This is a genomic window from Streptomyces sp. NPDC050534, from assembly GCF_044457745.1.
Lineage (GTDB): Bacteria > Actinomycetota > Actinomycetes > Streptomycetales > Streptomycetaceae > Streptomyces.
Window position 1 is genome coordinate 302367 of record NZ_JBITHF010000004.1, and the last position, 21781, is coordinate 324147.

At 71.3% G+C, this 21781-nt stretch carries 23 protein-coding genes; 13 read left to right on the forward strand and 10 right to left on the reverse strand.

The window, feature by feature from the left end:
- Positions 1–278: 278 nt before the first annotated feature.
- Positions 279–1244, reverse strand: coding sequence for a heavy metal transporter (locus ACIBN2_RS15700; protein WP_399134906.1), 966 nt, complete (start codon positions 1242–1244; stop codon positions 279–281).
- Positions 1245–1329: 85 nt separating this feature from the next.
- On the opposite strand from ACIBN2_RS15700, the gene dapE reads away from it, so the two are divergent.
- Positions 1330–2409 (forward strand): succinyl-diaminopimelate desuccinylase, encoded by a 1080-nt coding sequence (dapE, locus tag ACIBN2_RS15705; RefSeq protein WP_399134907.1) that lies wholly within the window; start codon positions 1330–1332, stop codon positions 2407–2409.
- Between the two features lie 114 nt (positions 2410–2523).
- A complete protein-coding gene (locus ACIBN2_RS15710) occupies positions 2524–3282 on the forward strand; it encodes a TIGR00730 family Rossman fold protein (RefSeq protein ID WP_399134909.1) in 759 nt (252 codons plus the stop codon).
- A 7-nt stretch (positions 3283–3289) separates the two neighbouring features.
- Here the strand turns inward: ACIBN2_RS15710 and folP are convergent, their stop codons facing one another.
- The gene (gene folP, locus ACIBN2_RS15715) at positions 3290–4150 is read right to left on the reverse strand and encodes a dihydropteroate synthase (RefSeq protein WP_399134910.1); all 861 of its coding nucleotides are present in this window, start codon (positions 4148–4150) and stop codon (positions 3290–3292) included.
- A 142-nt stretch (positions 4151–4292) separates the two neighbouring features.
- Between folP and ACIBN2_RS15720 the strand changes: the two genes are divergently transcribed.
- Together ACIBN2_RS15720 and ACIBN2_RS15725 are read left to right on the forward strand one after the other, a co-directional pair.
- Positions 4293–4649, forward strand: coding sequence for a DivIVA domain-containing protein (locus tag ACIBN2_RS15720; RefSeq protein WP_399135259.1), 357 nt, complete (start codon positions 4293–4295; stop codon positions 4647–4649).
- A complete protein-coding gene (locus tag ACIBN2_RS15725; RefSeq protein ID WP_399134911.1) occupies positions 4646–5227 on the forward strand; it encodes a DNA-3-methyladenine glycosylase I in 582 nt (193 codons plus the stop codon). Before ACIBN2_RS15720 ends, ACIBN2_RS15725 begins: the two co-directional genes overlap by 4 nt.
- A 15-nt stretch (positions 5228–5242) precedes the next feature.
- Here ACIBN2_RS15725 and ACIBN2_RS15730 read toward each other — a convergent pair whose 3' ends face one another.
- On the reverse strand, positions 5243–6046 hold the full coding sequence (locus tag ACIBN2_RS15730) for an enoyl-CoA hydratase/isomerase family protein (RefSeq protein ID WP_399134912.1): 804 nt from the start codon (positions 6044–6046) through the stop codon (positions 5243–5245).
- Positions 6047–6419: 373 nt separating this feature from the next.
- Between ACIBN2_RS15730 and ACIBN2_RS15735 the strand changes: the two genes are divergently transcribed.
- Positions 6420–6587 (forward strand): DUF3117 domain-containing protein, encoded by a 168-nt coding sequence (locus ACIBN2_RS15735; RefSeq protein WP_003966491.1) that lies wholly within the window; start codon positions 6420–6422, stop codon positions 6585–6587.
- Between the two features lie 93 nt (positions 6588–6680).
- Here ACIBN2_RS15735 and ACIBN2_RS15740 read toward each other — a convergent pair whose 3' ends face one another.
- Complete coding sequence (locus ACIBN2_RS15740; protein ID WP_399135260.1) at positions 6681–7328, reverse strand: O-methyltransferase; 648 nt, start codon at positions 7326–7328, stop codon at positions 6681–6683.
- 301 nt (positions 7329–7629) lie between these two features.
- Here ACIBN2_RS15740 and sigE point away from each other — a divergent pair, with 301 nt between their 5' ends.
- From sigE to ACIBN2_RS15765, 5 genes are all read left to right on the forward strand, one after another.
- Positions 7630–8331 (forward strand): RNA polymerase sigma factor SigE, encoded by a 702-nt coding sequence (gene sigE, locus ACIBN2_RS15745; RefSeq protein ID WP_384250616.1) that lies wholly within the window; start codon positions 7630–7632, stop codon positions 8329–8331.
- Positions 8328–9305 carry an anti-sigma factor family protein gene (locus tag ACIBN2_RS15750; RefSeq protein ID WP_399134913.1) on the forward strand — a complete coding sequence of 326 codons (978 nt, stop codon included), beginning with the start codon at positions 8328–8330 and terminating at the stop codon, positions 9303–9305. Before sigE ends, ACIBN2_RS15750 begins: the two co-directional genes overlap by 4 nt.
- 138 nt (positions 9306–9443) lie before the next feature.
- Positions 9444–11219 (forward strand): trypsin-like peptidase domain-containing protein, encoded by a 1776-nt coding sequence (locus ACIBN2_RS15755; protein WP_399134914.1) that lies wholly within the window; start codon positions 9444–9446, stop codon positions 11217–11219.
- 182 nt (positions 11220–11401) lie between these two features.
- Positions 11402–11848, forward strand: coding sequence for a sec-independent translocase (locus tag ACIBN2_RS15760; protein ID WP_399134915.1), 447 nt, complete (start codon positions 11402–11404; stop codon positions 11846–11848).
- 270 nt (positions 11849–12118) lie between these two features.
- Positions 12119–12790 carry a hypothetical protein gene (locus tag ACIBN2_RS15765; protein WP_399134916.1) on the forward strand — a complete coding sequence of 224 codons (672 nt, stop codon included), beginning with the start codon at positions 12119–12121 and terminating at the stop codon, positions 12788–12790.
- 54 nt (positions 12791–12844) lie between these two features.
- Here ACIBN2_RS15765 and ACIBN2_RS15770 read toward each other — a convergent pair whose 3' ends face one another.
- The 3 genes from ACIBN2_RS15770 to ACIBN2_RS15780 are packed head-to-tail and all read right to left on the reverse strand — an operon-like array spanning position 12845 to position 15905.
- Positions 12845–13978, reverse strand: coding sequence for an Mrp/NBP35 family ATP-binding protein (locus ACIBN2_RS15770; RefSeq protein ID WP_399134917.1), 1134 nt, complete (start codon positions 13976–13978; stop codon positions 12845–12847).
- 42 nt (positions 13979–14020) lie between these two features.
- Positions 14021–14614, reverse strand: coding sequence for a DUF1003 domain-containing protein (locus ACIBN2_RS15775; RefSeq protein ID WP_399134919.1), 594 nt, complete (start codon positions 14612–14614; stop codon positions 14021–14023).
- A complete protein-coding gene (locus tag ACIBN2_RS15780) occupies positions 14604–15905 on the reverse strand; it encodes a magnesium transporter MgtE N-terminal domain-containing protein (RefSeq protein ID WP_399134920.1) in 1302 nt (433 codons plus the stop codon). Before ACIBN2_RS15780 ends, ACIBN2_RS15775 begins: the two co-directional genes overlap by 11 nt.
- A 215-nt stretch (positions 15906–16120) precedes the next feature.
- Between ACIBN2_RS15780 and ACIBN2_RS15785 the strand changes: the two genes are divergently transcribed.
- Positions 16121–16864 (forward strand): hypothetical protein, encoded by a 744-nt coding sequence (locus tag ACIBN2_RS15785; RefSeq protein WP_399134921.1) that lies wholly within the window; start codon positions 16121–16123, stop codon positions 16862–16864.
- Between the two features lie 4 nt (positions 16865–16868).
- On the opposite strand, the gene ACIBN2_RS15790 is transcribed toward ACIBN2_RS15785, so the two are convergent.
- Both ACIBN2_RS15790 and ACIBN2_RS15795 read right to left on the reverse strand, forming a co-directional pair.
- On the reverse strand, positions 16869–17381 hold the full coding sequence (locus tag ACIBN2_RS15790; RefSeq protein ID WP_399134922.1) for a hypothetical protein: 513 nt from the start codon (positions 17379–17381) through the stop codon (positions 16869–16871).
- 23 nt (positions 17382–17404) lie between these two features.
- A complete protein-coding gene (locus tag ACIBN2_RS15795; protein ID WP_399134923.1) occupies positions 17405–18523 on the reverse strand; it encodes a magnesium and cobalt transport protein CorA in 1119 nt (372 codons plus the stop codon).
- Between the two features lie 508 nt (positions 18524–19031).
- On the opposite strand from ACIBN2_RS15795, the gene ACIBN2_RS15800 reads away from it, so the two are divergent.
- Complete coding sequence (locus ACIBN2_RS15800) at positions 19032–19616, forward strand: suppressor of fused domain protein (RefSeq protein ID WP_399134924.1); 585 nt, start codon at positions 19032–19034, stop codon at positions 19614–19616.
- Positions 19617–19657: 41 nt separating this feature from the next.
- Here ACIBN2_RS15800 and ACIBN2_RS15805 read toward each other — a convergent pair whose 3' ends face one another.
- Complete coding sequence (locus ACIBN2_RS15805) at positions 19658–20884, reverse strand: MFS transporter (RefSeq protein ID WP_399134925.1); 1227 nt, start codon at positions 20882–20884, stop codon at positions 19658–19660.
- Between the two features lie 183 nt (positions 20885–21067).
- Here ACIBN2_RS15805 and ACIBN2_RS15810 point away from each other — a divergent pair, with 183 nt between their 5' ends.
- Entirely contained in the window at positions 21068–21709 is a 642-nt protein-coding gene (locus ACIBN2_RS15810) for a DUF6758 family protein (RefSeq protein ID WP_399134926.1), read from the forward strand.
- Positions 21710–21781: the final 72 nt, after the last annotated feature.

Sequence of the window (21781 nt, forward strand, 5' to 3'; positions counted from 1 at the left end):
GTGCTCCTTCGATGGAGGTTGATCGTCCGGGCTCGGACGCAGTAGTTACCGCTCGAAGGGCTCGAAGGTTGCGGCGCCCAAACGTAAAGAGTTGGCAATGCGTCGCATTATCGGCTGCGGATAAAAACGGGCAAAATGCGCACGGTCCGAAAGTCTGCGGAATCCTTACGCCCCTTTGTTTTCAAGGGCTTTTACGGAAGCTGGGGTGAGGGCGCGAAAACCTGCCCACTTCCGGGCCCGCGTATGCCGCACCTAACCCGTGCGGATGAAGGCTCGTACTACTGAGCAGTGACGATGCGTACCGCGCCGGCGGTCCGCTGCGCGCCCCGGGCGCCCTCGGCGGCGACCGGGAGCCACCGGCTGTCGGTGTTCCCGGCGGTCCACTCCCGCCCGCCGTACTGGACCCGTTCGATGTGCAGCGCCGAGGAGTTGGCCACGGCCCAGTGGGCGAGCTGCCAGCCGCGCCGCCGGACGTCGCGGCCCTTGGCGGGGCTCCCGTCGGCGTCGACGGGGAGCGTCACGGTCCGCGCGCCCGGGGTCGAGGTGGGCACCGGGGTGGAGGTGGATCCCACCTCCACCCCGGCCGGCTGGAGCACGTCCCGCCCGAAGTCCCGTACCAGCGCGGCCCGCACGCCGTCCGGGCCGCTCGCCTGCGTCGCGGCCGGACGGCCGTCGCAGGTCAGCGTGGCGGCCGAGTTGCCGGTGAGGGCCGCGGAGAGCAGCGCGGCGTCCGGCTCGTGCTTGGCGTACGCCTCCGGGAAGCCGCTGCGCTGGACGCGCTGCGCGGCCACCGTGAGCGGCAGCTTCTTGTAGTCGTGCACCTTGGCCAGGTGCTCGTAGAAGACGCCCGCCGCGTACGTCGGGTCCAGGATCTGCTGCTCGGTGCCCCAGCCCTGCGAGGGCCGCTGCTGGAACAGGCCGAGCGAATCGCGGTCGCCGTGCTCGATGTTGCGCAGGCCCGACTCCTGGAGCGCGGTGGCGAGCGCGATGGTCACCGCCCGCTCGGGCATGCGGCGTCCGGTGCCCACGGCGGCGATGGTCGCCGCGTTCACCGCCTGCTCCGGCGTGAAGTCGTACGACGCCTTGTCGTCCCCGCCCGACACGACCCGGCAGCCCGGCGCGCCTCTGCCTCCGGTGACGTACTGCACCGCGAGGTAGCCCGCGAGCGCGAGGAGAACCACGAGGGCCGCTCCGAATCGGAAGAGGCGGCCTCGGCGTTTGAGAGAGGGAGACGGCTCTGGCACGCCGTCCAAGGTAGCGGAGGCCGCCGTGGCCCATGCGCCCGATGGGGGCAGTGGGGCCGCGTGGTGGCGGGTTAGGGTCGACGGCATGGCCGACACCGCACTTGACCTCACCCTGGACGCCGCCGAGCTCACCGCGCGGCTCGTCGACCTCCCCTCCGAGAGCGGCACGGAGAAGCCTCTCGCCGACGCGATCGAGGCCGCCCTGCGCGCCCTTCCCCATCTGACGGTCGAGCGGTACGGCAACAACGTCGTCGCGCGCACGGACCTGGGCCGGCCGGAGCGGGTCGTCCTGGCCGGGCACATCGACACGGTGCCGATCGCCGGCAACGTCCCCTCGCGGCTGGACGCGGACGGCGTCCTGTGGGGCTGCGGCACGTGCGACATGAAGTCGGGAGTGGCGGTCCAGCTGCGCATCGCGGCGACGGTGCCGGCCCCCAACCGGGACCTGACCTTCGTCTTCTACGACAATGAAGAGGTGGCGGCGGAGCTCAACGGCCTCAAGCACGTCGCCGAGGCCCGCCCCGACTGGCTCCAGGGCGACTTCGCGGTGCTGCTGGAGCCGTCGGACGGCGAGGTCGAGGGCGGCTGCCAGGGCACCCTCAGGGTCCTGCTGCGGACGCGGGGGGAGCGGGCGCACTCGGCGCGCAGCTGGATGGGTTCCAACGCGATCCACGCGGCCGCGCCCATCCTGGCCCGCCTCGCCTCGTACGAACCCCGCTACCCGGTGATCGACGGCCTGGAGTACCGGGAAGGCCTGAACGCGGTGGGCATCTCGGGCGGCGTGGCGGGCAACGTGATCCCCGACGAGTGCGTGGTGACGGTCAACTTCCGCTACGCGCCCGACCGCACGGAGGAGGAGGCGATCGCCCACGTCCGCGAGGTCTTCGCGGACTGCGGCGTGCAGGAGTTCGTGGTGGACGACCACAGCGGCGCCGCCCTGCCGGGCCTGAGCCACCCGGCCGCGGCGGCCTTCATCGAGGCCGTGGGCGGAACCCCGCAGCCCAAGTACGGCTGGACGGACGTGTCGCGCTTCTCCTCCCTCGGCATCCCCGCGGTCAACTACGGCCCCGGAAACCCGCACTTGGCGCACAAGCGGGACGAAAGGGTCGAAACGGCGAAAATCCTGGCCGGTGAGGAGCGCCTGCGGGCGTGGCTGACCGCCTGACGCGGTGACCGTCCCGCCGAGGCCGCTGCACCCCGGACACGCCCGCGTCCCCCGTCCGTAACCCGCGTAGATCTACGCTGAGGTGGAAACACCCCGCAAGCGGAGGGAGCGCACATGGCCACCGGGAACCCAGAGGGCAAGAAGGTGCCGCCGGACGAGCAGCGCCTGGGTCCGGTCCTCCGCAGGCGCGGACAGGTCACGGCGAGCACCACGGACCAGCGGCTGCTCGACGCCGGCGGTCCGTCGGACTGGGTGCACACCGACCCCTGGCGCGTCCTGCGCATCCAGTCGGAGTTCATCGAGGGCTTCGGCACGCTGGCCGAACTCCCGCCCGCGATCAGCGTCTTCGGCTCGGCGCGCACCATGGCGGACTCGCCGGAGTACGAGGCGGGCGTACGCCTCGGACGCGGCCTGGTGGAGGCGGGCTGGGCGGTGATCACGGGCGGCGGCCCCGGAGCCATGGAGGCGGCCAACAAGGGCGCCGTGGAGGCGAAGGGCATCTCGGTCGGCCTGGGCATCGAGCTGCCCTTCGAGCAGGGCCTGAACCCCTACGTCGACATCGGCCTGAACTTCCGCTACTTCTTCGTCCGCAAGATGATGTTCGTCAAGTACGCGCAGGGCTTCGTGGTCCTCCCCGGCGGCCTCGGCACCCTGGACGAACTCTTCGAGGCGCTGACCCTCGTCCAGACCCAGAAGGTCACCCGCTTCCCGATCGTCCTGTTCGGCAGCGAGTACTGGGGCGGACTCGTCGACTGGCTCAAGAACACGCTGATCGCCCAGGGCAAGGCCGCGGAGAAGGACCTGCTGCTGTTCCACGTCACGGACGACGTGGACGAGGCGGTCGCCCTGGTGTCCAAGGAAGCCGCCCGGTAGCGGCGGCCTAAGCGAGTCCCCGGCGGGCGACCGCCGGGGGCCGGTGGCCCGCGATCGTCGCCACCATGTCGAGCACCTGCCGGGTCTCGGCGACCTCGTGCACGCGGTACACCTGCGCCCCGAGCCACGCCGAGACGGCGGTGGTCGCGAGCGTCCCCACCACCCGCTCCTTGACGGGCTTGTCCAGGGTCTCGCCAACGAAGTCCTTGTTGGACAGGGACACCAGCACCGGCCACCCCGTCGCGACCATCTCGCCGAGGCGCCGGGTCGCCTCCAGGCTGTGCCGCGTGTTCTTCCCGAAGTCGTGCCCGGGATCGATCAGCACGGACTCCCGGGGCACGCCCAGTGCCACGGCCCGCTCGGCCAGAGCGAGCGTCACCTCCAGGATGTCCGCCATGACGTCGTCGTACGTCACCCGGTGCGGCCGGGTCCGCGGCTCGGCACCGCCCGCGTGCGTGCACACCAGCCCGGCGCCGTGGCGCGCGGCGACCTCGGCGAGAGCGGGGTCGACACCGCCCCACGCGTCGTTCAGCAGATCGGCCCCGGCCGCGCACACGGCCTCGCCGACCTCGGCCCGCCAGGTGTCCACGCTGATGACGACGTCGGGGAAGCGCCGCCGGACCTCCGCGACGAAGCCCACCGTCCGCCGCGCCTCCTCCTCGGCGGTCACCTCCTCGCCCGGGCCGGCCTTGACCCCGCCGATGTCGATGATGGCGGCGCCCTCGGCCACCGCCTGCTCCACGCGCGCGAGGGCGGGCTCGTCCCGGAAGGTCGCCCCCTGGTCGTAGAAGGAGTCCGGGGTCCGGTTCACGATCGCCATGATCACCGGCTCGTGGGGCCCGAACTCGCGCCTGCCCAGCCTGAGCATCCCCTGTGACCTCTCCTAGTACGTCCTGGGTGTTCCTGCCTTTCGGCCGCCTGCGACCCTAACTGTCAGACTCGCATGGCACGATCGGACCCTGACACTTTCTGCCTTCCGAGCACCGAGCGTGGGGACCACAGCGATGGTTATGTTCTTGTTCCTGGTCGTCGCTCTCGCCGTCGTGGTCGCCGCGGTGACCCTCGCCGTGGTGGGCGGCGGCGAAGGCCGGGGCCCGCTGCCCGAGGTGGCCCCCGAGCGGCTCCAGGACCCGCTGCCGCCGGACCGCCCGGTCGGCCGCGCCGACGTCGACGCCCTGCGCTTCCCGCTCGCCGCCCGCGGCTACCGCATGTCGGACGTCGACGACGCCCTCAACCGCCTCGGCGCCGAGCTCGCCGAGCGCGACGCCCGCATCTCCGACCTGGAGTCCGCGCTGGCGGGCGCCCGGGCCGCCGCCCACCACGTCTCCATGGACAAGCCGGTCCACGGCCAGGAGGAGCAGCAGTGAGCGACGGCACCGCCACCGCCGGGCCGGACGGCGCCCTGCGCTGCCCGTGGGCCCTGTCCACCGAGGACTACGTGGCGTACCACGACGAGGAGTGGGGCCGCCCGGTCCACGGCGACGACGCCCTCTACGAACGCCTGAGCCTGGAGGCCTTCCAGTCCGGCCTGTCCTGGATCACCATCCTGCGCCGCCGCCCGGGATTCCGCGCGGCCTTCGCCGACTTCAGGATCGAGAAGGTCGCCGCCTTCACGGACGGGGACCGCGAGCGCCTGCTCGTGGACGCGGGCATCATCCGCAACCGCGCCAAGATCGACGCGACCCTCGCCAACGCACGCGCGCTCGCCGACTGGGCGCCGGGCGAACTGGACGAGCTGATCTGGTCCCACGCGCCCGCGCCCGGCCGCCCGGCCCCGAAGACACTCGCCGACGTCCCCGCGGTCACACCGGAGTCGACGGCGCTGTCCAAGACCCTGAAGAAGAGGGGCCTGCGCTTCGTCGGCCCGACGACGGCGTACGCGCTGATGCAGGCGTGCGGCCTGGTCGACGACCACCTGGAAAGCTGCGTGGCACGCCGGCCCTGAGTGCTTCGGCGCGGGTCAGCGGCCCAGGTACTTGGGCTTCTCCTTGTTGACGAAGGCCTGCACGGCGATCGCGTGGTCCTCCGACGACCCCGCCCGGGTCTGGAGCTCGTCCTCCTTGTCCAGCGTCTCGGACAGCGAGTGGGACAGCCCGTACGCGACCGCCTCCTTGATCGCCCCGTAGGCGACCGTCGGCCCCTCGGCGAGCGCCCGCGCCACCTTCTCCGCCTCGGCCCGCAGCTCGGCGGCCGGCACCAGACGGTTCGCCACGCCGAGTTCGTACGCCTCCTGGGCCTTGATGCCGCGCGGGAAGAGCAGCAGGTCGGCGGCGCGGCCGGGGCCCACCACCCGCGGCAGCGTCCACGAGATCCCCGAGTCGGCCGTCAGCGCCACCCCGGCGAACGACGTGTTGAAGGCGGCGGTGTCGGCCACGACCCGGTAGTCCGCGGCCAGTGCGAAGCCGAACCCCGCCCCCGCCGCGACCCCGTTCACCCCGGCCACCACCGGCTTCGGCATCCCGGCGATCGCCCGCACGATCGGGTTGTAGTGCTCCTTCACCGTGCTCATCGTCTGCCCGGAGCCCGTCTCCCGGTCCTGCATCAGCAGCCCGATGTGCTCCTTGAGGTCCTGGCCGACGCAGAACGCGCGGTCACCGGCGGCGGTCAGCAGCACCGCGCGCACCGCGTCGTCCCCGGCCGCGGAGCTGACCGCCTCCCGCAGGGCGACCTTGGTCGCGATGTTCAGCGCGTTCATCGCCTCGGGGCGGTTGAGCGTGATCGTCGCGAGCCCGTCGCTCACCTCGTAGAGCACGGTGTCGGCCATGGTGTGTCCCCTCCGCTGTCGCGGTTCAGGCGTACCGGCCGGTACGCCCCTGTCCGTAGGACAGCATGGCGGAGAGACACCGGAGCGGACGTGTGACCTGCGTCAAAGAATTATCGACGATTTCCGGTCGGCGGAAGTCGATGCGGTGGCGCAGTATCGCAGTCACATCGCCGAATTGAGTGGTTTTGCTCGCGCGCGTTGCCCAAGCGATGCCGACTGATGTTGGTCATCGGGTCCTGAGATGCGGGATAATGGCTTGGAAGCAATGTGTTCGATGCCGTTGTCGCGTGTCCCAGTCCCACGCTGTGGCCCGCGCGTGCCCTCCCGGGCCGTCGGCTTTGACGATGAGCTGGTTTCAGGAAGGGGAACGAGCATGGCGGCCATGAAGCCGCGAACGGGCGATGGCCCGCTCGAGGTGACCAAGGAGGGGCGGGGCATCGTCATGCGCGTTCCGCTCGAAGGCGGCGGTCGGCTCGTCGTCGAGCTGACCCCTGACGAGGCCGACGCGCTCGGCGACGCCCTCAAGAAGGTCGTCGGCTGACGCGGAAGCGACCATACCCCTTCAGTCGCCCCGGCACCCAAGTGGTGCCGGGGCTGCTGTTTTCCCGGGTTCGGAGCTCGTTCACAGAGCGCCTTACTGGTCCTGTACAGGCCGTTTGACCGCGCACAGCAGCCCGTCGCCCACCGGCAGCAGGGACGGCAGCAGCTCCTGGCTCTCACGCACCGCGCGCAGCAGCTCCCGCAGCCGCAGCACCTCCGACGGCTGCGGTCCCGAACCCACCGTGCGGCCGTTCGCGAAGACCCCCTCGAAGACGACGAGGCCGCCCGGGCGCAGCAGGCGCAACGATTCAGCGAGGTACTCCATGACCTCCTGCCGGTCGCCGTCGCAGAAGACGAGGTCGTAGCCGGCGTCCGCGAGCCGGGGCAGGACGTCCAGGGCGCGGCCCGGGATGAAACGGGCGCGGTTGCTGGCGAAACCGGAGGCCCGGAAGGCCTGGCGGGCGAACTGCTGGTGCTCGGGCTCGGGATCCACCGTGGTCAGTACCCCGTCCGGGCGCATGCCGTGCAGCAGATGGATGCCGGACACGCCCGTACCGGTGCCGATCTCGGCGACCGCTTTGGCGTCGACGGAGGCCGCAAGCAACCGCAGCGCGAAGCCCGTGCCGGGCGCCACCGAGCGAAGCCCCGCATCGCGGGCCCGGTCGCGGGCCCAGAGCAGCACCTCGTCCTCGGCGACGTAGGCGTCGGAGAACGCCCAGCTCGTCTGCCGGTTGCCGGTAATGACCCTCTCCTGTCCCCGTGGTTGCCTCGGCGTGACTGTATCCGTTGGGCCCGGGAACCCGCAGATGGGACCGGGCGTTAATAGGGGTACGGACTACGCCGGGGGGACACAGTTGGATCACGATGAGGGGCAGGCCCCGGAGCAACTGCAGACGCAGGGGTCCGAGGGGCGGCGACCCAGATCAAATTCTCGTAAAACCGCTTATCCGGAGCTAACGGGCGAGGTGGCTATGGTAGGGGCTCCACTGGACACCACCAGAGCCGACAGGGGAGGTGCGGCTGCGCCTGGGGACCGGACGGGGGTGCTGCGGCGCTTCCTCGGATCAGCAGGCAGGCCGAAATCCGTGAACGACACCGCTGCTGACCACAGCCACGCCGCTGACCAGGCCCAGACCGCGACTTTCTCCACCGACGCGGACGGGCAGGCGTGGACTCCGCCCACCTGGGAGGAGATCGTCAGCACCCACAGCGGTCGCGTCTACCGGCTGGCCTACCGCCTGACCGGTAACCAGCACGACGCCGAGGACCTCACGCAGGAGGTCTTCGTCCGTGTCTTCCGCTCCCTGTCGACGTACACGCCGGGCACCTTCGAGGGCTGGCTGCACCGCATCACCACCAACCTCTTCCTCGACATGGTCCGCCGCAAGCAGCGCATCCGCTTCGACGCGCTGGGCGAGGACGCCGCGGAGCGGCTGCCCAGCCGGGAGCCGTCGCCGCAGCAGGTCTTCAACGACGCGCACTTCGACGCGGACGTCCAGCAGGCCCTCGACACCCTCGCGCCCGAGTTCCGGGCCGCCGTCGTGCTGTGCGACATCGAAGGACTGTCCTACGAGGAGATCGCCGCGACCCTCGGCGTCAAGCTCGGCACGGTCCGCTCCCGTATCCACCGCGGCCGTTCGCAGCTGCGCAAGGCCCTCGCGCATCGTGCGCCCCAGGCCCGGACGAAGGAGCGGCGCTCCTTCGCCCGTGTGCCCGCCCTGGGAGGAGGGGGCGCGACCGCGTGAGCGAATCACGACCGAGCCCCGCCGAGAGGCGGCTGGCCGAACAGCACCTGGGAGACCGACTCTCCGCCCTGGTGGACGGAGAGCTCGGTCATGAGACGCGTGAGCGGGTCCTCGCCCACCTGGCCACCTGTGCCCGGTGCAAGGCGGAGGCGGACGCGCAGCGACAGCTGAAGAACGTCTTCGCCGAGGCGGCTCCGCCGCCGCCCTCCGAGAGCTTCCTGGCCCGGCTTCAGGGGCTTCCCGGGGGAGGTGACCCGGACGGCGGTGGCTCGCCGTTCGGCGGGGGAGGAATCCCCGGACGGCCTGGCGTCACCGGGGTCTTCGGCCTGAAGCGGGGTGAGCGCTTCGAGTTCGGCTACGTCCCCGCCTCCTCCCCACACGCCCCGATACTGCCGCCCTCCGCGGACCGCGGCTTCCGTATCCACGACGTCAGCCGGCACGAGTCCGAGCGCTCCGCCTCGCGCGGGATGCGGTTCGCGTTCGTCGCCGCGGGCGCCGTCTCGCTCGCCGCGATCGCGCTGGGCGGCGTCACGACGGGCACGCCCACCGACACCGCGGACGCCCGTGGCACGGGCGCGGGCAGCAACGTCACTCCGGCGCGTACGCAGGGGACGGGCGCCGCGACGGCCCCCGAGAACCAGCGGCGCCGTGGCACCGCCCCGCTGCTCGCACAGGGCCGCCAGTCGCTGAACGACGTCCCGGCGGCCCCGACCGCGGTCTCGGCTCCGCTGCTGCCCGGCGCGGAGAACCAGACCGGCGCGGTACAGGCCCGGCAGCAGACGGTGCACACGCTGACCACTCCCGTGATGGCCGGCGCCGCCGTGATGTCCCCGCTGATACGGCCGCTCGAGGCGACCCCGCCGTTCACCCTGACCTCGTGGTCCAAGACCCCCGAGGTCTCCTCTCCCGGCCTGCTCGCCGCACCCGTCCCCGACTCGACTTCCGCTTCTTCCTCCCCCCGCACCTCACGCTGACCGGTCTCTGCGGCACGGCCTGCGAACCTGGTTGAATCCAGGGTGGACCGTGTCCGCGGCAGCAAGCCGCGCGCGGAGTCGACAACTGAGGCCATGGCCGACGAGCCGTGCCGTGCTGTGGCCAGCTGTGGGGAGAGCATGAACGAGGGGAAGCCCACGAAGCCGAAGTGGTGGAGCCTGCCGCGCCGGGAGGGCTCTGTGGGGGAGGCGGAGGGGGTCCCGTCCGACGGCGGTGACTACGAGCTGAGCGGGCCGCAGGAGGCCGGCAGCGGCCGTGTGCCCATGCCCGACGGCGACTTCGAGCTGGCGCGACCGGCGGGCGCCGACGGCGAAACCGTGTCCGACGGCGAAACCGCGTCCGTGCCCGACGTGCCCGACGGTGACTTCGAGCTGCGGCGCCCCGAGGACGAGGCAGGCGGCGCGCCCGCCGGCGAGGGCGACTTCGAGCTGGACGCCCCCGCGGCGACGCCCGCCCCCGCGGCGACGCCCGCCCCCGCGGCGACGCCCGCCGCCGAGCGCCCCAGGCCCCTGCACGACCCGGACCCCTACAGCACCCCGCCGTACGGCGAGCCCGGCCCCTGGGCGCCCGCTCCGCCGGTACAGCACCCGGCGGCGGCCCCACCCGCGCAGGACACCGCGATACCGGCGCCGCAGCCCCACACCCTGCCCGCCCCCGAGGCTCCCGCTCCGGCTGCTCCCGCTCCCGCCCACCCCTCCACCCCCTGGCACAACTACGACCCCTGGTCGTCCACTCCCCTCCAGCAGACCGGCGCGGCCGTGGAGGGCAAGGACAGGCGGCGCAGGCGGGTCCGGCGGGCCCTCGTCACCGGCGCCGTGGCCCTCGCGCTCGTGTCCGGCGGCGTCGGCGGTGTCATCGGTTCCTATCTCGAGCGCAACGGCGGTGTGGGGGCCGTCGAGCTGCCGCAGGCGGGCAAGGAGCCCGCGGGGCGGGCTCCGGACAGCGTCGCCGGGATCGCCGCGCGGGCCCTGCCCAGCGTGGTCACCCTGCATGTGTCCGGCGTCCAGGAGTCCGGCACCGGGACGGGCTTCGTGCTCGACGCGCAGGGCCACATCCTCACCAACAACCACGTCGTGGAACCGGCCGCCGGATCCGCCGGCCAGATATCGGTGACCTTCAACAGCGGGGACACGGCGAGGGCCACCGTCGTCGGCCGGGACAGCGGCTACGACCTCGCCGTCGTCAAGGTCAGCAATGTGCGCGGGCTGAAGCCCATGCCGCTCGGCAACTCCGACAACGTTCAGGTCGGCGACCCCGTCGTCGCCATCGGCGCCCCCTTCGACCTGGAGGGCACGGTCACCTCGGGCATCATCAGCGCCAAGGAACGCCCCATCACGGCGGGCGGCGACAGCACCGGCGGAAGTGACGTCTCGTACGTCGACGCCCTGCAGACCGACGCGCCGATCAACCCCGGCAACTCCGGCGGCCCCCTGCTCGACACCCGGGCCCGGGTCATCGGCATCAACTCCGCCATCCGGTCCGCCGACGACGGCTCGGACTCGGGCAGCGGGCAGGCCGGTTCCATCGGGCTCGGCTTCGCCATACCGGTCAACCAGGCCAAGCGCGTCGCCGAGGAACTGATCAACACCGGCAAGGCGACCCACCCGGTCATCGGCGTCACCCTCGACATGGACTACACCGGCGACGGCGCCCGCGTCGGGACGAAGGCCGGGAGCGGCGGTCCCGCCGTCACGCGGGGCGGCCCCGGCGACAAGGCCGGCATCAAGGCGGGGGACGTCATCACCGCGGTGGACGGCCAGCGCGTGCACTCCGGGGAGGAACTGATCGTCAAGACCCGCGCCCACCGCCCCGGCGACCGTCTGGAGCTGACCGTCCGCCGCGACGGCAAGGAGAGGAAGATCTCGCTGGTCCTCGGGTCCTCCGTGGGCAGCTGAGGGCCGCACCCGGGCCCCCACAAGGCAAACAACCCCCAAAACCCCCACGCGACCCCACTCGGAACGCCCGGGACAGTACCGGTCGTACGGGATCGCCGGGTACCGTGGATCCGGCCCGGACCACGGAAGACCCGCACAGACCACCGAGGGCCGAGGACCGAGGGACTCGCAAGGAGCTTCAGGTGTTCAATGACATAGGACCGCTCGAGCTGGTGACGCTCGTTGTCCTTGCTGTGCTCGTCTTCGGTCCGGACAAGCTCCCGAAGGTCATCCAGGACGTGATGCGGACGATCCGCAAGATCCGGGAGTTCTCGGAGAGCGCCAAGCACGACATCCGTTCGGAGCTCGGCCCGGAGTTCAAGGACTTCGAGTTCGAGGACCTCAACCCCAAGACGTTCATCCGCAAGCAGATGGACAGCGACGAGCTGGGGCTCAAGGAGATCCGCAACGGCTTCGACCTCAAGAAGGAGATGGCCGAGGTCACGGACGCGGTGCACAGCCGTGAGACCGACGCGCCGTCCTCCTCGTCCGGCTCCTCGTCCGCCGGCTCCTCCTCCGGCGCCCGCGTCGACATGACGAAGAAGCCCGAAGAGGACGACCGCCCGCCTTTCGACGCGGACGCCACCTGAGCCGCAGGCCCGCGCCGCCGAGCGGCGCCGGGCCGCGCTCCGGTGCTGTTCACGCGCGTGCCCACCTGCGCCGTACGTGATGCGTTTCATACTCCGCGGCACCTGCGCACGGCCGGATCCCACCCCTCGGTGCGACCCACGCGCCGGGCGATTTCCCTGCTGTGCTCAGTGGGGTGGCTATGCTGCCGAGTTGTTGTGCGGACCGGACGAGTACGCCCGAAGGGGGGCGGGCCGCTCCGGTTCGACGAGAACGAGGAGGCGTCCGGGCACATGGAGACGACGAGTCAGGCAGTCGCGCAGGCGCCGGCCGCGGAGGGCGGACAACAGCTCCCCACGGCCCGGCGCACGGTCGACGGCTACCTGCTGGCGCCCTTCCCGTGGTACGGCCTCGATGAGGCCTTCACGGGTCCGCGCTGGCTGATGCAGGTCGGGACGGCGGCCGACGGTGCCGTCGAGCACGGTTCGATCGGGCACGGCGACGAGCCCTCCGTGAAGAACGAGTTCGCGGTCGGCTCGGCCGACGAGCCGCGGGAGAAGTTCGCGGTCGTGGTGACGGTCGCGGCGAGCCCCGTACGGCGCAGTGCCGACGGCACGGGGCTGCTGGAGGCCACGTCGGTCTCCTCGGCTGCCTGGCTGGCCGGTGTGGGGCTGCTGTCCTTCACCTGGCCCGGTCAGATGGACCACTCCCTGCGGGACGACTGGCTGGAGCAGCAGACGGAGACCGCGTGGGCGCTGGCCGACGACCTGTCGGGCCCCGAGTGGTCGACGCTCTCCCTGCCCGTGGACGGCGTTCCCACGCCGTTCCACTACCGGGAGTCCGAGTTCGGCTGGGTCCTCGCCGGATCCACGCCGCAAGGGGTGCACCTGGGGGCGTACGGAAGAGGCATGAGCGCGTACGGCCTCGCCTTCGCCGTGGTCAAGGACATCAAGACGTACGCATGACGAAGGGGCGCCGCGCGGATGCGGCGCCCCTTCGCTTCAGTGCTCCGTGCGGGCTCAGAACTTGTTCTTCGGCGTGATCCCCAGGGACATGCCCGACAGGCCCCGCTGGCGCCCGCCCAGCTTGCCCGCGATGGCGCGCAGGGCCGCGGCCGCCGGGGAGTCCGGGTCGCTCAGGACCACGGGCCGGCCCTCGTCGCCGCCCTCGCGGAGGCGGACGTCGATCGGGATGGCGCCGAGGACGGGGACCGTCGCACCCGTCGTACGGGTCAGGCCGTCCGCCACCGTCTGGCCGCCGCCGGTGCCGAAGACGTCGACCATCTCGCCGCAGTGCGGGCAGGGCAGGCCGGACATGTTCTCGACGACGCCCACGATCTTCTGGTGGGTCTGCACGGCGATGGAGCCCGCGCGCTCGGCGACCTCGGCCGCCGCCTGCTGGGGCGTGGTGACGATCAGGATCTCCGCGTTCGGGACCAGCTGGGCGACGGAGATGGCGATGTCGCCGGTGCCGGGCGGGAGGTCGAGCAGCAGGATGTCCAGATCGCCCCAGTAGACGTCCGCCAGGAACTGCTGGAGCGCGCGGTGCAGCATCGGGCCGCGCCAGACCACCGGGGCGTTGCCCGGGGTGAACATGCCGATCGAGATGACCTTCACGCCGTTGGCCGAAGGCGGCATGATCATGTTCTCGACCTGGGTGGGGCGGCCGTCCGCGCCGAGCATGCGCGGCACGCTGTGGCCGTAGATGTCGGCGTCGACGACACCGACCTTCAGCCCGTCGGCCGCCATCGCCGCCGCCAGGTTCACCGTCACCGAGGACTTGCCGACGCCGCCCTTGCCGGACGCGACCGCGTAGACACGGGTGAGGGAGCCGGGCTTGGCGAAGGGGACCTCGCGCTCGGCGGTGCCGCCGCGCAGGGCGTTCGCCAGCTCCTTGCGCTGCTCGTCGCTCATGACGTCGAGCGAGACGTCGACGCGGGTGACGCCTTCGACCCGGGAGACCGCCTCCGTCACGCGCTGCGTGATCGTCTCGCGCATCGGGCAGCCGGAGACCGTCAGGTACACGGTGACCGCGACCGTCCCGTCCGCGGCGATGTCCACCGACTTCACCATCCCGAGCTCGGTGATGGGTCGGTTGATCTCGGGGTCGTTCACCGTCGCCAGTGCCTCGCGCACCGCGTCTTCGCTAGCCATAGGACGATGGTACGGCGCCGCACAAGGGCCCCGGGATGCCTGTCACCGGTCGCCTACGTCACGTCCGCGCGACCGTTCTGCCGGGAATACGGCGTGCTCGCGGTGGCCGTTCTGCCGCACCTCCAGCTCCTTGACCATGTCCTGGAGCTCGGAGCGGATCCAGTCGCGGGTGGCGACCTCGCCCAGGCCGATGCGCAGGGCGGCGATCTCGCGGGTCAGGTACTCGGTGTCCGCGATGGAGCGCTCGTTCTGCTTGCGGTCCTGTTCGAGGTTGACCCGGTCGCGGTCGTCCTGCCGGTTCTGCGCGAGCAGGATCAGCGGGGCCGCGTAGGAGGCCTGGAGGGACAGCATCAAGGTCAGGAAGATGAACGGGTAGTTGTCGAAACGCAGGGCGTGCGGCGCGAACACGTTCCACACCACCCACAGGATGATGACGACCGTCATCCAGACGATGAAGCGTCCCGTGCCGAGGAAGCGCGCGATGCGCTCCGACAGCCGCCCGAAGGCCTCCGGGTCCCACTCGGGGATCAGCCGGCGCCGCGGCGCGCGCGGCTGGTCCAGACGGACACGCGGCCGGGTCGCGGCCGTCGCCCCGGCCGGTGTGCGCTCGCGCGTGCTCTCCCGCTCAGGCGTCATGAGCGCCCACCCCCTCGTCCTCGTCCTGGTCCTCGTCCAGATGGAACTCCGTCTCCCGCCAGTCGTCGGGCAGCATGTGGTCCAGTACGTCGTCCACGGTCACCGCGCCCAGCAGCGCCCCGGACTCGTCGACCACGGGCGCCGCCACCATGTCGTACGCGGCGAAGAACCCGGCGACCACGGGCAGCGTGGAATCGGGGTCGAGGGTCTGCAGATCGTCGTCGATGATCGAGCTGACCAGTGTGTACGGCGGGTCGCGCAGCAGGCGCTGGAAGTGCACCGTGCCGAGGTACTTGCCGGTCGGCGTCTCGTCGGGCGGCCGGCAGACATAGACCTGGGCGGCGAGGGCGGGGGAGAGGTCGCGGTTGCGGACGCGGGCGAGCGCGTCGGCGACCGTGGAGTCCGGCCGCAGCACGATCGGCTCGGTCGTCATGAGGCCGCCCGCCGTGTGCTCCTCGTAGGCCATCAGGCGCCGCATGTCCGCCGCGTCGGAGGGCTGCATCAGGCTCAGCAGCCGCTCCTTGTCCTCCTCGGGGAGCTCGGCGAGCAGGTCGGCCGCGTCGTCCGGGTCCATGGCCTCCAGGACGTCGGCGGCGCGCTCCTCCTTCAGCTTGCCGAGGATCTCGATCTGGTCGTCCTCGGGGAGCTCCTCGAGCACGTCGGCCAGACGGTCGTCGTCGAGCGCGGCGGCCACCTCGGCGCGGCGCTTGGGGGACAGGTGGTGCAGCACGTTGGCGAGGTCCGCGGGGCGCAGCTGCTCGAAGGTGGCGAGCAGGCTCTCGGCGCCCTGTCCGTGCTCCTCCAGGGAGAAGCCGGTGACGGCGGACCACTCCACCGTCAGCGCCTCGCCCTTGGCCCGCCGGAAGGCGCTGCTCTTCCTGCCCTTGCGGACGAAGACGCGGTCGACCTCCCAGTCCCGCCGGGCCGGCAGATGATGCACGGACAGGTCGAGGACGGTGACCTCCTCGCCGGTCTCGACGAGCGTGACCCTGCGGTCCAGGAGCTCGCCGAAGGCGAGGCGTTCGGTGGGCCGTTGCTCGAAGCGCCGGACGTTGAGCACGCCGGTGGCGATGACCTGGCCGGACTCGATGCTGGTCACCCTGGTCATCTGCAGGAAGATGCGGCGCCGGGTGGGCAGTTCGACGACCAGCCCGAGCACGCGCGGAGGCCGCCGGCCGACGCGCAGCATGACGACGACATCGCGGACGCGGCCCACCTGGTCGCCGTTGGGGTCGAAGACGGCGACACCGGCGAGGTGCGAGACGAAGATCCTGGGGGCGCCCGCTGCCATGGGCTGCGCTCCTTTGCTTGCGGGGTGTTTCGCAGTGCTTGTTTCCTGCTGTGATTTCTTTCCGGATTGCCCGCTCAGGTGGGCTTCAGGCTAGCCCGTACCGATTGGATCCGCCCTGGTGGGACGTCCGGACGGACTCCTTCCGCGGGGCCGTCGGGCCCCGGGTACGCTGCGGTACGCCGCTCACGTCCCACGACCGAAAGGCAGCCCCTTCTGTGACTGCGATTGCCCTGGGCCGTACGCGCCGGACCACGCTGCTGGGAGCGATGTGCGCACTGGTCGTGGCGGGGACGGGCATGCTGGCGGGCTGCAGCGACGATCCCGACGCGGGCACCAACGGGGTCGGCAAGCTGCCGGCCGCCGAGATCCAGTCGAAGACCCGCGCGGCCGCCGCCGCGGCCGAGGCCGTGCACCTCTCAGGAAACGTCGTCACCAACGGCCGTACGTACAAGCTCGACATGCGCCTGAAGTCGGAGGGCGCCACCGGATCGGTCACCTCGAACGGGGTGGCCTTCGGGCTGCTGCGGATCGGTGAGCAGCTGTATCTGAAGGCGGGCTCCGGCTTCTGGAACCACGCGGACGGCGACTCCGGCAAGGCGTCCGTCAGCAAGCTCGACGGCAAGTACGTGAAGGTGCCGCAGCGCGACCCGGCGTACCGGAAGTTCAGCGGTTTCACGGACATGGACGTCCTCCTCGGGGGTCTGCTCACCTTGCACGGCTCGCTCGCGACGGACGGGCATCACGAGCAGTCGGGTACCCGCACCATTCGCATCACCGGCGACAAGGGCTCCGGCGGCACCCTCGACGTCTCTCTTCAGGGCAAGCCCTATCCGCTCCGGCTGGAGCGGGCGGGCGGCGCGGGCACGATCGCCTTCTCGTCCTGGGGCGAGGACTTCGCCCTGAACGAGCCGAAGAAGACCGAGACGGTGGACTACGGCAAGCAGTTGCCGACGTCCTGACGTCCTACCGGCGTTTCCTCTTCCTCAGCAGCAGCCGGGGCAGCCCCGCGGGGATCGGCCGGCGGGTGGTGGCGGGCGTCGGCAACGGTGCCTCGGCCAGATCGCCGTCGGGCAACTCCGTTGTCGCCCCGGCGGGTTCCAGGCGCAGCACCCGGCATTCGCGGGACCAGCGCTCGGTCATCGCCTCGCCGTCGGGGGCGTTGAGCCGCTTGCCCTTCAGCTCGGCGACCGTGGCCGCCCACTCCTCGGACCCGGGTGCCAGCTCGACGACCTTCGCCGGCCAGGTCACCAGTCGGCCGCCCTTGTCCTTGCTGCGGACCGTGACCTCGGCGCCGGCCCCGTCGGCCAGCCCCGGCAGCGGCTGCTCGCCCGGTCCGTCGCCGACCAGACACGCGGCTCCCCCGTGCCACACGTGCCACAGCGCACGGGCCGGGACGCCTGGACCGGCCACCCAGACGAGGCCGGACTTCTTGGTGGCCTCCTCGACGAGGGCCTGGTCGAGCAGCTCGCTTGTCATGGGCTCAGCCTATCCAGGCGCTCTCAGAGCCAGCCGTTGCGCTTCAGCGTGCGGTGGATGCCGAGACAGATGCAGACGGTGATGCCCATGATCACCGGGTAGCCGTACTTCGCGTGCAGTTCCGGCATGTACTTGAAGTTCATGCCGTAGACCCCGCACACCATCGTCGGTACGGCGATGATGGCGGCCCAGGACGTGATCTTGCGCATGTCCTCGTTCTGCGCCACGGACGCCTGCGCGAGGTTGGCCTGGAGGATCGAGTTGAGCAGCTCGTCGAAGCCGACGACCTGCTCCTGGACGCGGACGAGGTGGTCGGCGACGTCCCGGAAGTACTTCTGGATGTCGGGGTCGATCAGCCGCATCGGCCGCTCGCTGAGCAGCTGCATGGGGCGCAGCAGCGGCGAGACGGCGCGCTTGAACTCCAGCACCTCGCGCTTGAGCTGGTAGATGCGCGCCGAGTCCACACCCCGTGAGACACCGCCCCGGCGGCCCGGCGAGAACACCTCGGTCTCGACCTCGTCGATGTCGTCCTGGACGGCGTCGGCGACCGCGATGTAGCCGTCGACGACGTGGTCGGCGATCGCGTGCAGCACCGCGGAGGGGCCCTTGGCGAGCAGCTCGGGGTCGTCCTGGAGCCGGTGCCGCAGGGCGCGCAGCGAGCCCTGGCCGCCGTGCCGGACGGTGATGAAGAAGTCCTGTCCGGTGAAGCACATGACCTCGCCGGTCTCGACGACCTCGCTGTTGGCGGTGAGCTGGTCGTGCTCGACGTAGTGGATGGTCTTGAAGACGGTGAAGAGGGTGTCGTCGTAGCGCTCCAGCTTGGGTCGCTGGTGGGCCTGGACGGCGTCCTCCACGGCCAGCGGGTGCAGGCCGAACTCGCCGGCGATCCCGGAGAATTCGGCCTCGGTCGGCTCGTGCAGGCCGATCCAGACGAAGCCGCCGTCGCGCCGCACCAGGCGCATCGCCTCGTGCGGGGTCAGGGACCTGCCGCTGTCCACGCGGGCACCGTCCCGGTAGACGGCGCAGTCGACGACGGCGGAGGGGGTGGAGGGGTCGCGAGTCGTGTCGTAGGCACCGGCGTCCTTGCGTACCGAGACGCGGGACGGCCGGACCGCGGCGCGCAGGTCACGGATCATCGACATGGCTGGCTCCTTCGTGTCGAGCGACGAAAGGCGCCGACGACGGCTGGAACTGCCCGGAATGGGGACGTCCTGACGTCAGGTGTTTGGCACGTCCACAAAGCGGGGAGCACCGCACCGTCGCGGTGGCGGACTTCGCTGCTGATTCAGATCAGACAGATCAGGCAAAACGAAACGAAGTGCTCTTCCGCATGAAGACGTGAGCGTGAAAGGCGGCGGTCGGCCGGAGCCAGATCAGCTGTATCAGCGGCGGGAAGAGCGAGTGGTACTGCACGGGTGACTTCGATCCATGACAGCCCCACCTCCTCCGGCCGGTCCCTCGTAAGGGACGTTCCATTCCCGTCAGGGAGTCTCACAGGCGTCGGGGCCCGATGCGACTCCCCCAGTGCCTGCACGGCCTGGGCGGTGCCCCCATCTGCGTGTTGCCCCGAACGACGCGGGCAAGACTATCAGCAGCCCAATGTGTCAAGGCGCCGCTTTGCCCTGCACTGACGAGTTCTATGCTCGCCGCATGGTTGATGTTCTTCCTCTGGTCGAGGCCCGGCTGCGCGGCGCGCTGGGCGAACCGGACGCCCGCGCGGCCGTCACGTTCCTCGGCACCGACCGCATCGAGGTGCTCCGTTTCCACGAGGGCGACATCGTCCGCTACGCCACCCTCGGCATGTCCGCGCAGCCGATGAGCGACCCCACGGCGGTGCTCGCCGACCCGCTCAGGGGCCCGCGCGCCGAGCTGGTCCTCTCGGTGCGCGGCGGCCACGCCGACACCGACAAGGCGCTGCGCCCGCTCGCCGTGCTCGCCGCCTCCCCGCAGGTCGAGGGTGTGGTCGTGGCGCCCGGCGCCTCGCTCGACGTCGGTGAACCCCTGTGGCCCGGCGCACCGTTCAGCTCCGTGCTGGTCGCCGAGCCGGGCGGCCTGGTCGAGGACCTCGAACTCGACGAGCCGCTCGAGCCGGTCCGCTTCCTGCCGCTGCTCCCGATGACGTCGAACGAGGCCGCCTGGAAGCGCGTGCACGGCGCCCAGGCCCTTCAGGAGCGCTGGCTGACGAACGGGACGGACCTCAGGGATCCGTCCCGCAGGTCCGTCCCGCTGGACTGAGGCCAAGGTGAGCAAGCTCACCAACCGGTGGCCGGGAGGCGTCAGTTGGCGAACACCGTGACGCTGTCCTCGGCGGCGTGCCGCGGCTCCAGCTCTTCGGTTTCGTGCGTGAGGGCGTTCCGCCGTACGAACACGACGACCGCGCCCAGCACGGCGGTGACCGCCGCGACCACGAACGGGACGTGGATGTCGGTCCACTCCTCGATCTTCGGTGCGAAGTACGGCGCGGCCGCGGCCGCGAACCAGCGCACGAAGTTGTAGCCGGCGCTCGCCACCGGCCGGGGCGCGTCCGAGACGCCGAGCGCCAGCTCCGTGTAGACGGTGTTGTTCACGCCGATGAAGGCGCCCGACAGGATCGTGCAGACGACGGCCGTGGTGTGGCTGCCGTAGCCGAGGACGAGGACGTCCGCCGCGAGCAGCACCAGCGAGCCGCCGAGCACCTTCAGCGAGCCGAAGCGCCGCTGCAGGCGCGGGGCCACGAGCACGGAGAAGACGGCGAGCAGCAGGCCCCAGGCGAAGAACACGGCCCCCGACCTGTACGGCGTCATGTCCAGCACGAACGGCGTGAAGGCCAGCACGGTGAAGAACGTGTAGTTGTAGAAGAACGCCGAGACCGCCGTCGAGGCCAGGCCGCCGTGGCCGAGCGCCCGGAGGGGATCGAGCGGCGAGGTCTTCCGGGCCGGCTTCGGCTGCTCCTTCAGGAACGCCGTGATGCACAGGAAGCCGACCGCCATCAGGAAGGCGGTGCCGAAGAAGGGGTAGCGCCAGCTCTGGTTGCCGAGCAGCGCGCCCACCAGCGGGCCGCACGCCATGCCGAGGCCGAGTGCGGACTCGTACAGCAGGATCGCGGCGGCGCTGCCGCCCGCCGCCGCGCCGACGATGACCGCGAGGGCCGTCGAGACGAAGAGCGCGTTGCCGAGGCCCCAGCCCGCGCGGAAGCCGACGAGTTCGGCGACCGAGTCCGAGGTGCCCGCGAGACCCGCGAAGACCACGACGAAGGCGAGGCCGAGCAGCAGTGTCCTGCGGCCGCCGATACGGCTGGAGACGAAGCCGGTGATCAGCATCGCGACGGCGGTGATCAGGAAGTACGAGGTGAAGAGCAGGGAGACCTGGCCGGCCGTCGCGTCCAGGCCCTTGGCGATGGACGGCAGGATCGGGTCGACGAGTCCGATGCCCATGAACGCCACGACGGACGCGCCCGCCGTCGCCCACACGGCCTTCGGCTGCCGCAGGATGCCGCCCGCTCCCGCTTCGAAGGGGTCGTCCATGCTTCCTCCACTCTCGTTCAAGATTAGTTGGTATATGCACACAGTAAGTTAGGGCGGCTAATTAATGCAAGATGCATCTAGTCCTGTCCCATGAGGCTTCCCATGAGGCGTCCCGTGAAGGGTTCCGTCCGGACGGGTGATCGTCCTTGACGTGACGGTGCGCGGGTAGGACCGTGGGGCCCTATGAGGGGCGAACCCAGTTGCCCGAAGTGTGGTGGCCGGGTCAGGGCTCCCGGACTCTTCGCCGATTCCTGGCAGTGCGATGTGCACGGCACCGTGCATCCGGTGCAGCCCGTGATCCCGCCCAGCGTCGAGGCCCTCAGCGTGGTGGTCCACCGCACGCAGGTCCCGGTGTGGATGCCGTGGCCCCTGCCGGTCGGCTGGCTCTTCACGGGAGTGGCGTGCGCGGGCGACGACCGGCACGGCGGCCGGGCCACCGCGGTGGCGTGCTCGGGGCCGGGGCCGCTCGGCGGCATAGGGGAGCTGATCCTGGTCGCCGAGGAGCTCGGCGTCGGACTCGGCGCGCGGTACGCGGGCATCGACGGCCCGGACCCGGGGCCGTACATGAACGTCGAGAAGCCGCCCCAGGCCAAGGTGCTGGCCGGCGGCCGCCCCACCCCTCTCTGGCACGTCACCGACAGCCCCGACGACCGTGCCGTCTTCGCGGGCGAGGCGCGGGGGCTGTGGCTGTGGGCGGTCGTGTGGCCCGAGCAGTCGGGGCTGCTGATGTACGACGAGCTGGTGCTGACGGATCTGCGGGATGCGGGGGCGGAAGTCGATCTCGTGCCGTGCGGGGCGCTTTCGCCCAGGCTGTTGGAACCCTGAGGGAAGCCTGGAGGGGTCACCTCCCGGGCCTGTAGGGGTCACCTCCCCGGTACGGGTGTGACAAGGGACCGG

Excerpts from the sequence above, each read along its gene's own strand:
- ACIBN2_RS15795 (WP_399134923.1), bottom strand. The coding sequence starts at position 18,523 with ATGTCGATGATCCGTGACCTGCGCGCCGCGGTCCGGCCGTCCCGCGTC.
- ACIBN2_RS15730 (WP_399134912.1), bottom strand. The coding sequence starts at position 6,046 with ATGGCCGACACCGTGCTCTACGAGGTGAGCGACGGGCTCGCGACGATC.
- ACIBN2_RS15755 (WP_399134914.1), top strand. The coding sequence starts at position 9,444 with ATGAACGAGGGGAAGCCCACGAAGCCGAAGTGGTGGAGCCTGCCGCGC.
- ACIBN2_RS15790 (WP_399134922.1), bottom strand. The coding sequence starts at position 17,381 with ATGACAAGCGAGCTGCTCGACCAGGCCCTCGTCGAGGAGGCCACCAAG.
- ACIBN2_RS15720 (WP_399135259.1), top strand. The coding sequence starts at position 4,293 with ATGTTCTTGTTCCTGGTCGTCGCTCTCGCCGTCGTGGTCGCCGCGGTG.
- ACIBN2_RS15735 (WP_003966491.1), top strand. The coding sequence starts at position 6,420 with ATGGCGGCCATGAAGCCGCGAACGGGCGATGGCCCGCTCGAGGTGACC.
- ACIBN2_RS15800 (WP_399134924.1), top strand. The coding sequence starts at position 19,032 with ATGGTTGATGTTCTTCCTCTGGTCGAGGCCCGGCTGCGCGGCGCGCTG.
- folP (WP_399134910.1), bottom strand. The coding sequence starts at position 4,150 with ATGCTCAGGCTGGGCAGGCGCGAGTTCGGGCCCCACGAGCCGGTGATC.
- ACIBN2_RS15765 (WP_399134916.1), top strand. The coding sequence starts at position 12,119 with ATGGAGACGACGAGTCAGGCAGTCGCGCAGGCGCCGGCCGCGGAGGGC.
- ACIBN2_RS15770 (WP_399134917.1), bottom strand. The coding sequence starts at position 13,978 with ATGGCTAGCGAAGACGCGGTGCGCGAGGCACTGGCGACGGTGAACGAC.
- dapE (WP_399134907.1), top strand. The coding sequence starts at position 1,330 with ATGGCCGACACCGCACTTGACCTCACCCTGGACGCCGCCGAGCTCACC.
- ACIBN2_RS15775 (WP_399134919.1), bottom strand. The coding sequence starts at position 14,614 with ATGACGCCTGAGCGGGAGAGCACGCGCGAGCGCACACCGGCCGGGGCG.
- ACIBN2_RS15805 (WP_399134925.1), bottom strand. The coding sequence starts at position 20,884 with ATGGACGACCCCTTCGAAGCGGGAGCGGGCGGCATCCTGCGGCAGCCG.
- ACIBN2_RS15810 (WP_399134926.1), top strand. The coding sequence starts at position 21,068 with ATGAGGGGCGAACCCAGTTGCCCGAAGTGTGGTGGCCGGGTCAGGGCT.
- ACIBN2_RS15710 (WP_399134909.1), top strand. The coding sequence starts at position 2,524 with ATGGCCACCGGGAACCCAGAGGGCAAGAAGGTGCCGCCGGACGAGCAG.
- ACIBN2_RS15780 (WP_399134920.1), bottom strand. The coding sequence starts at position 15,905 with ATGGCAGCGGGCGCCCCCAGGATCTTCGTCTCGCACCTCGCCGGTGTC.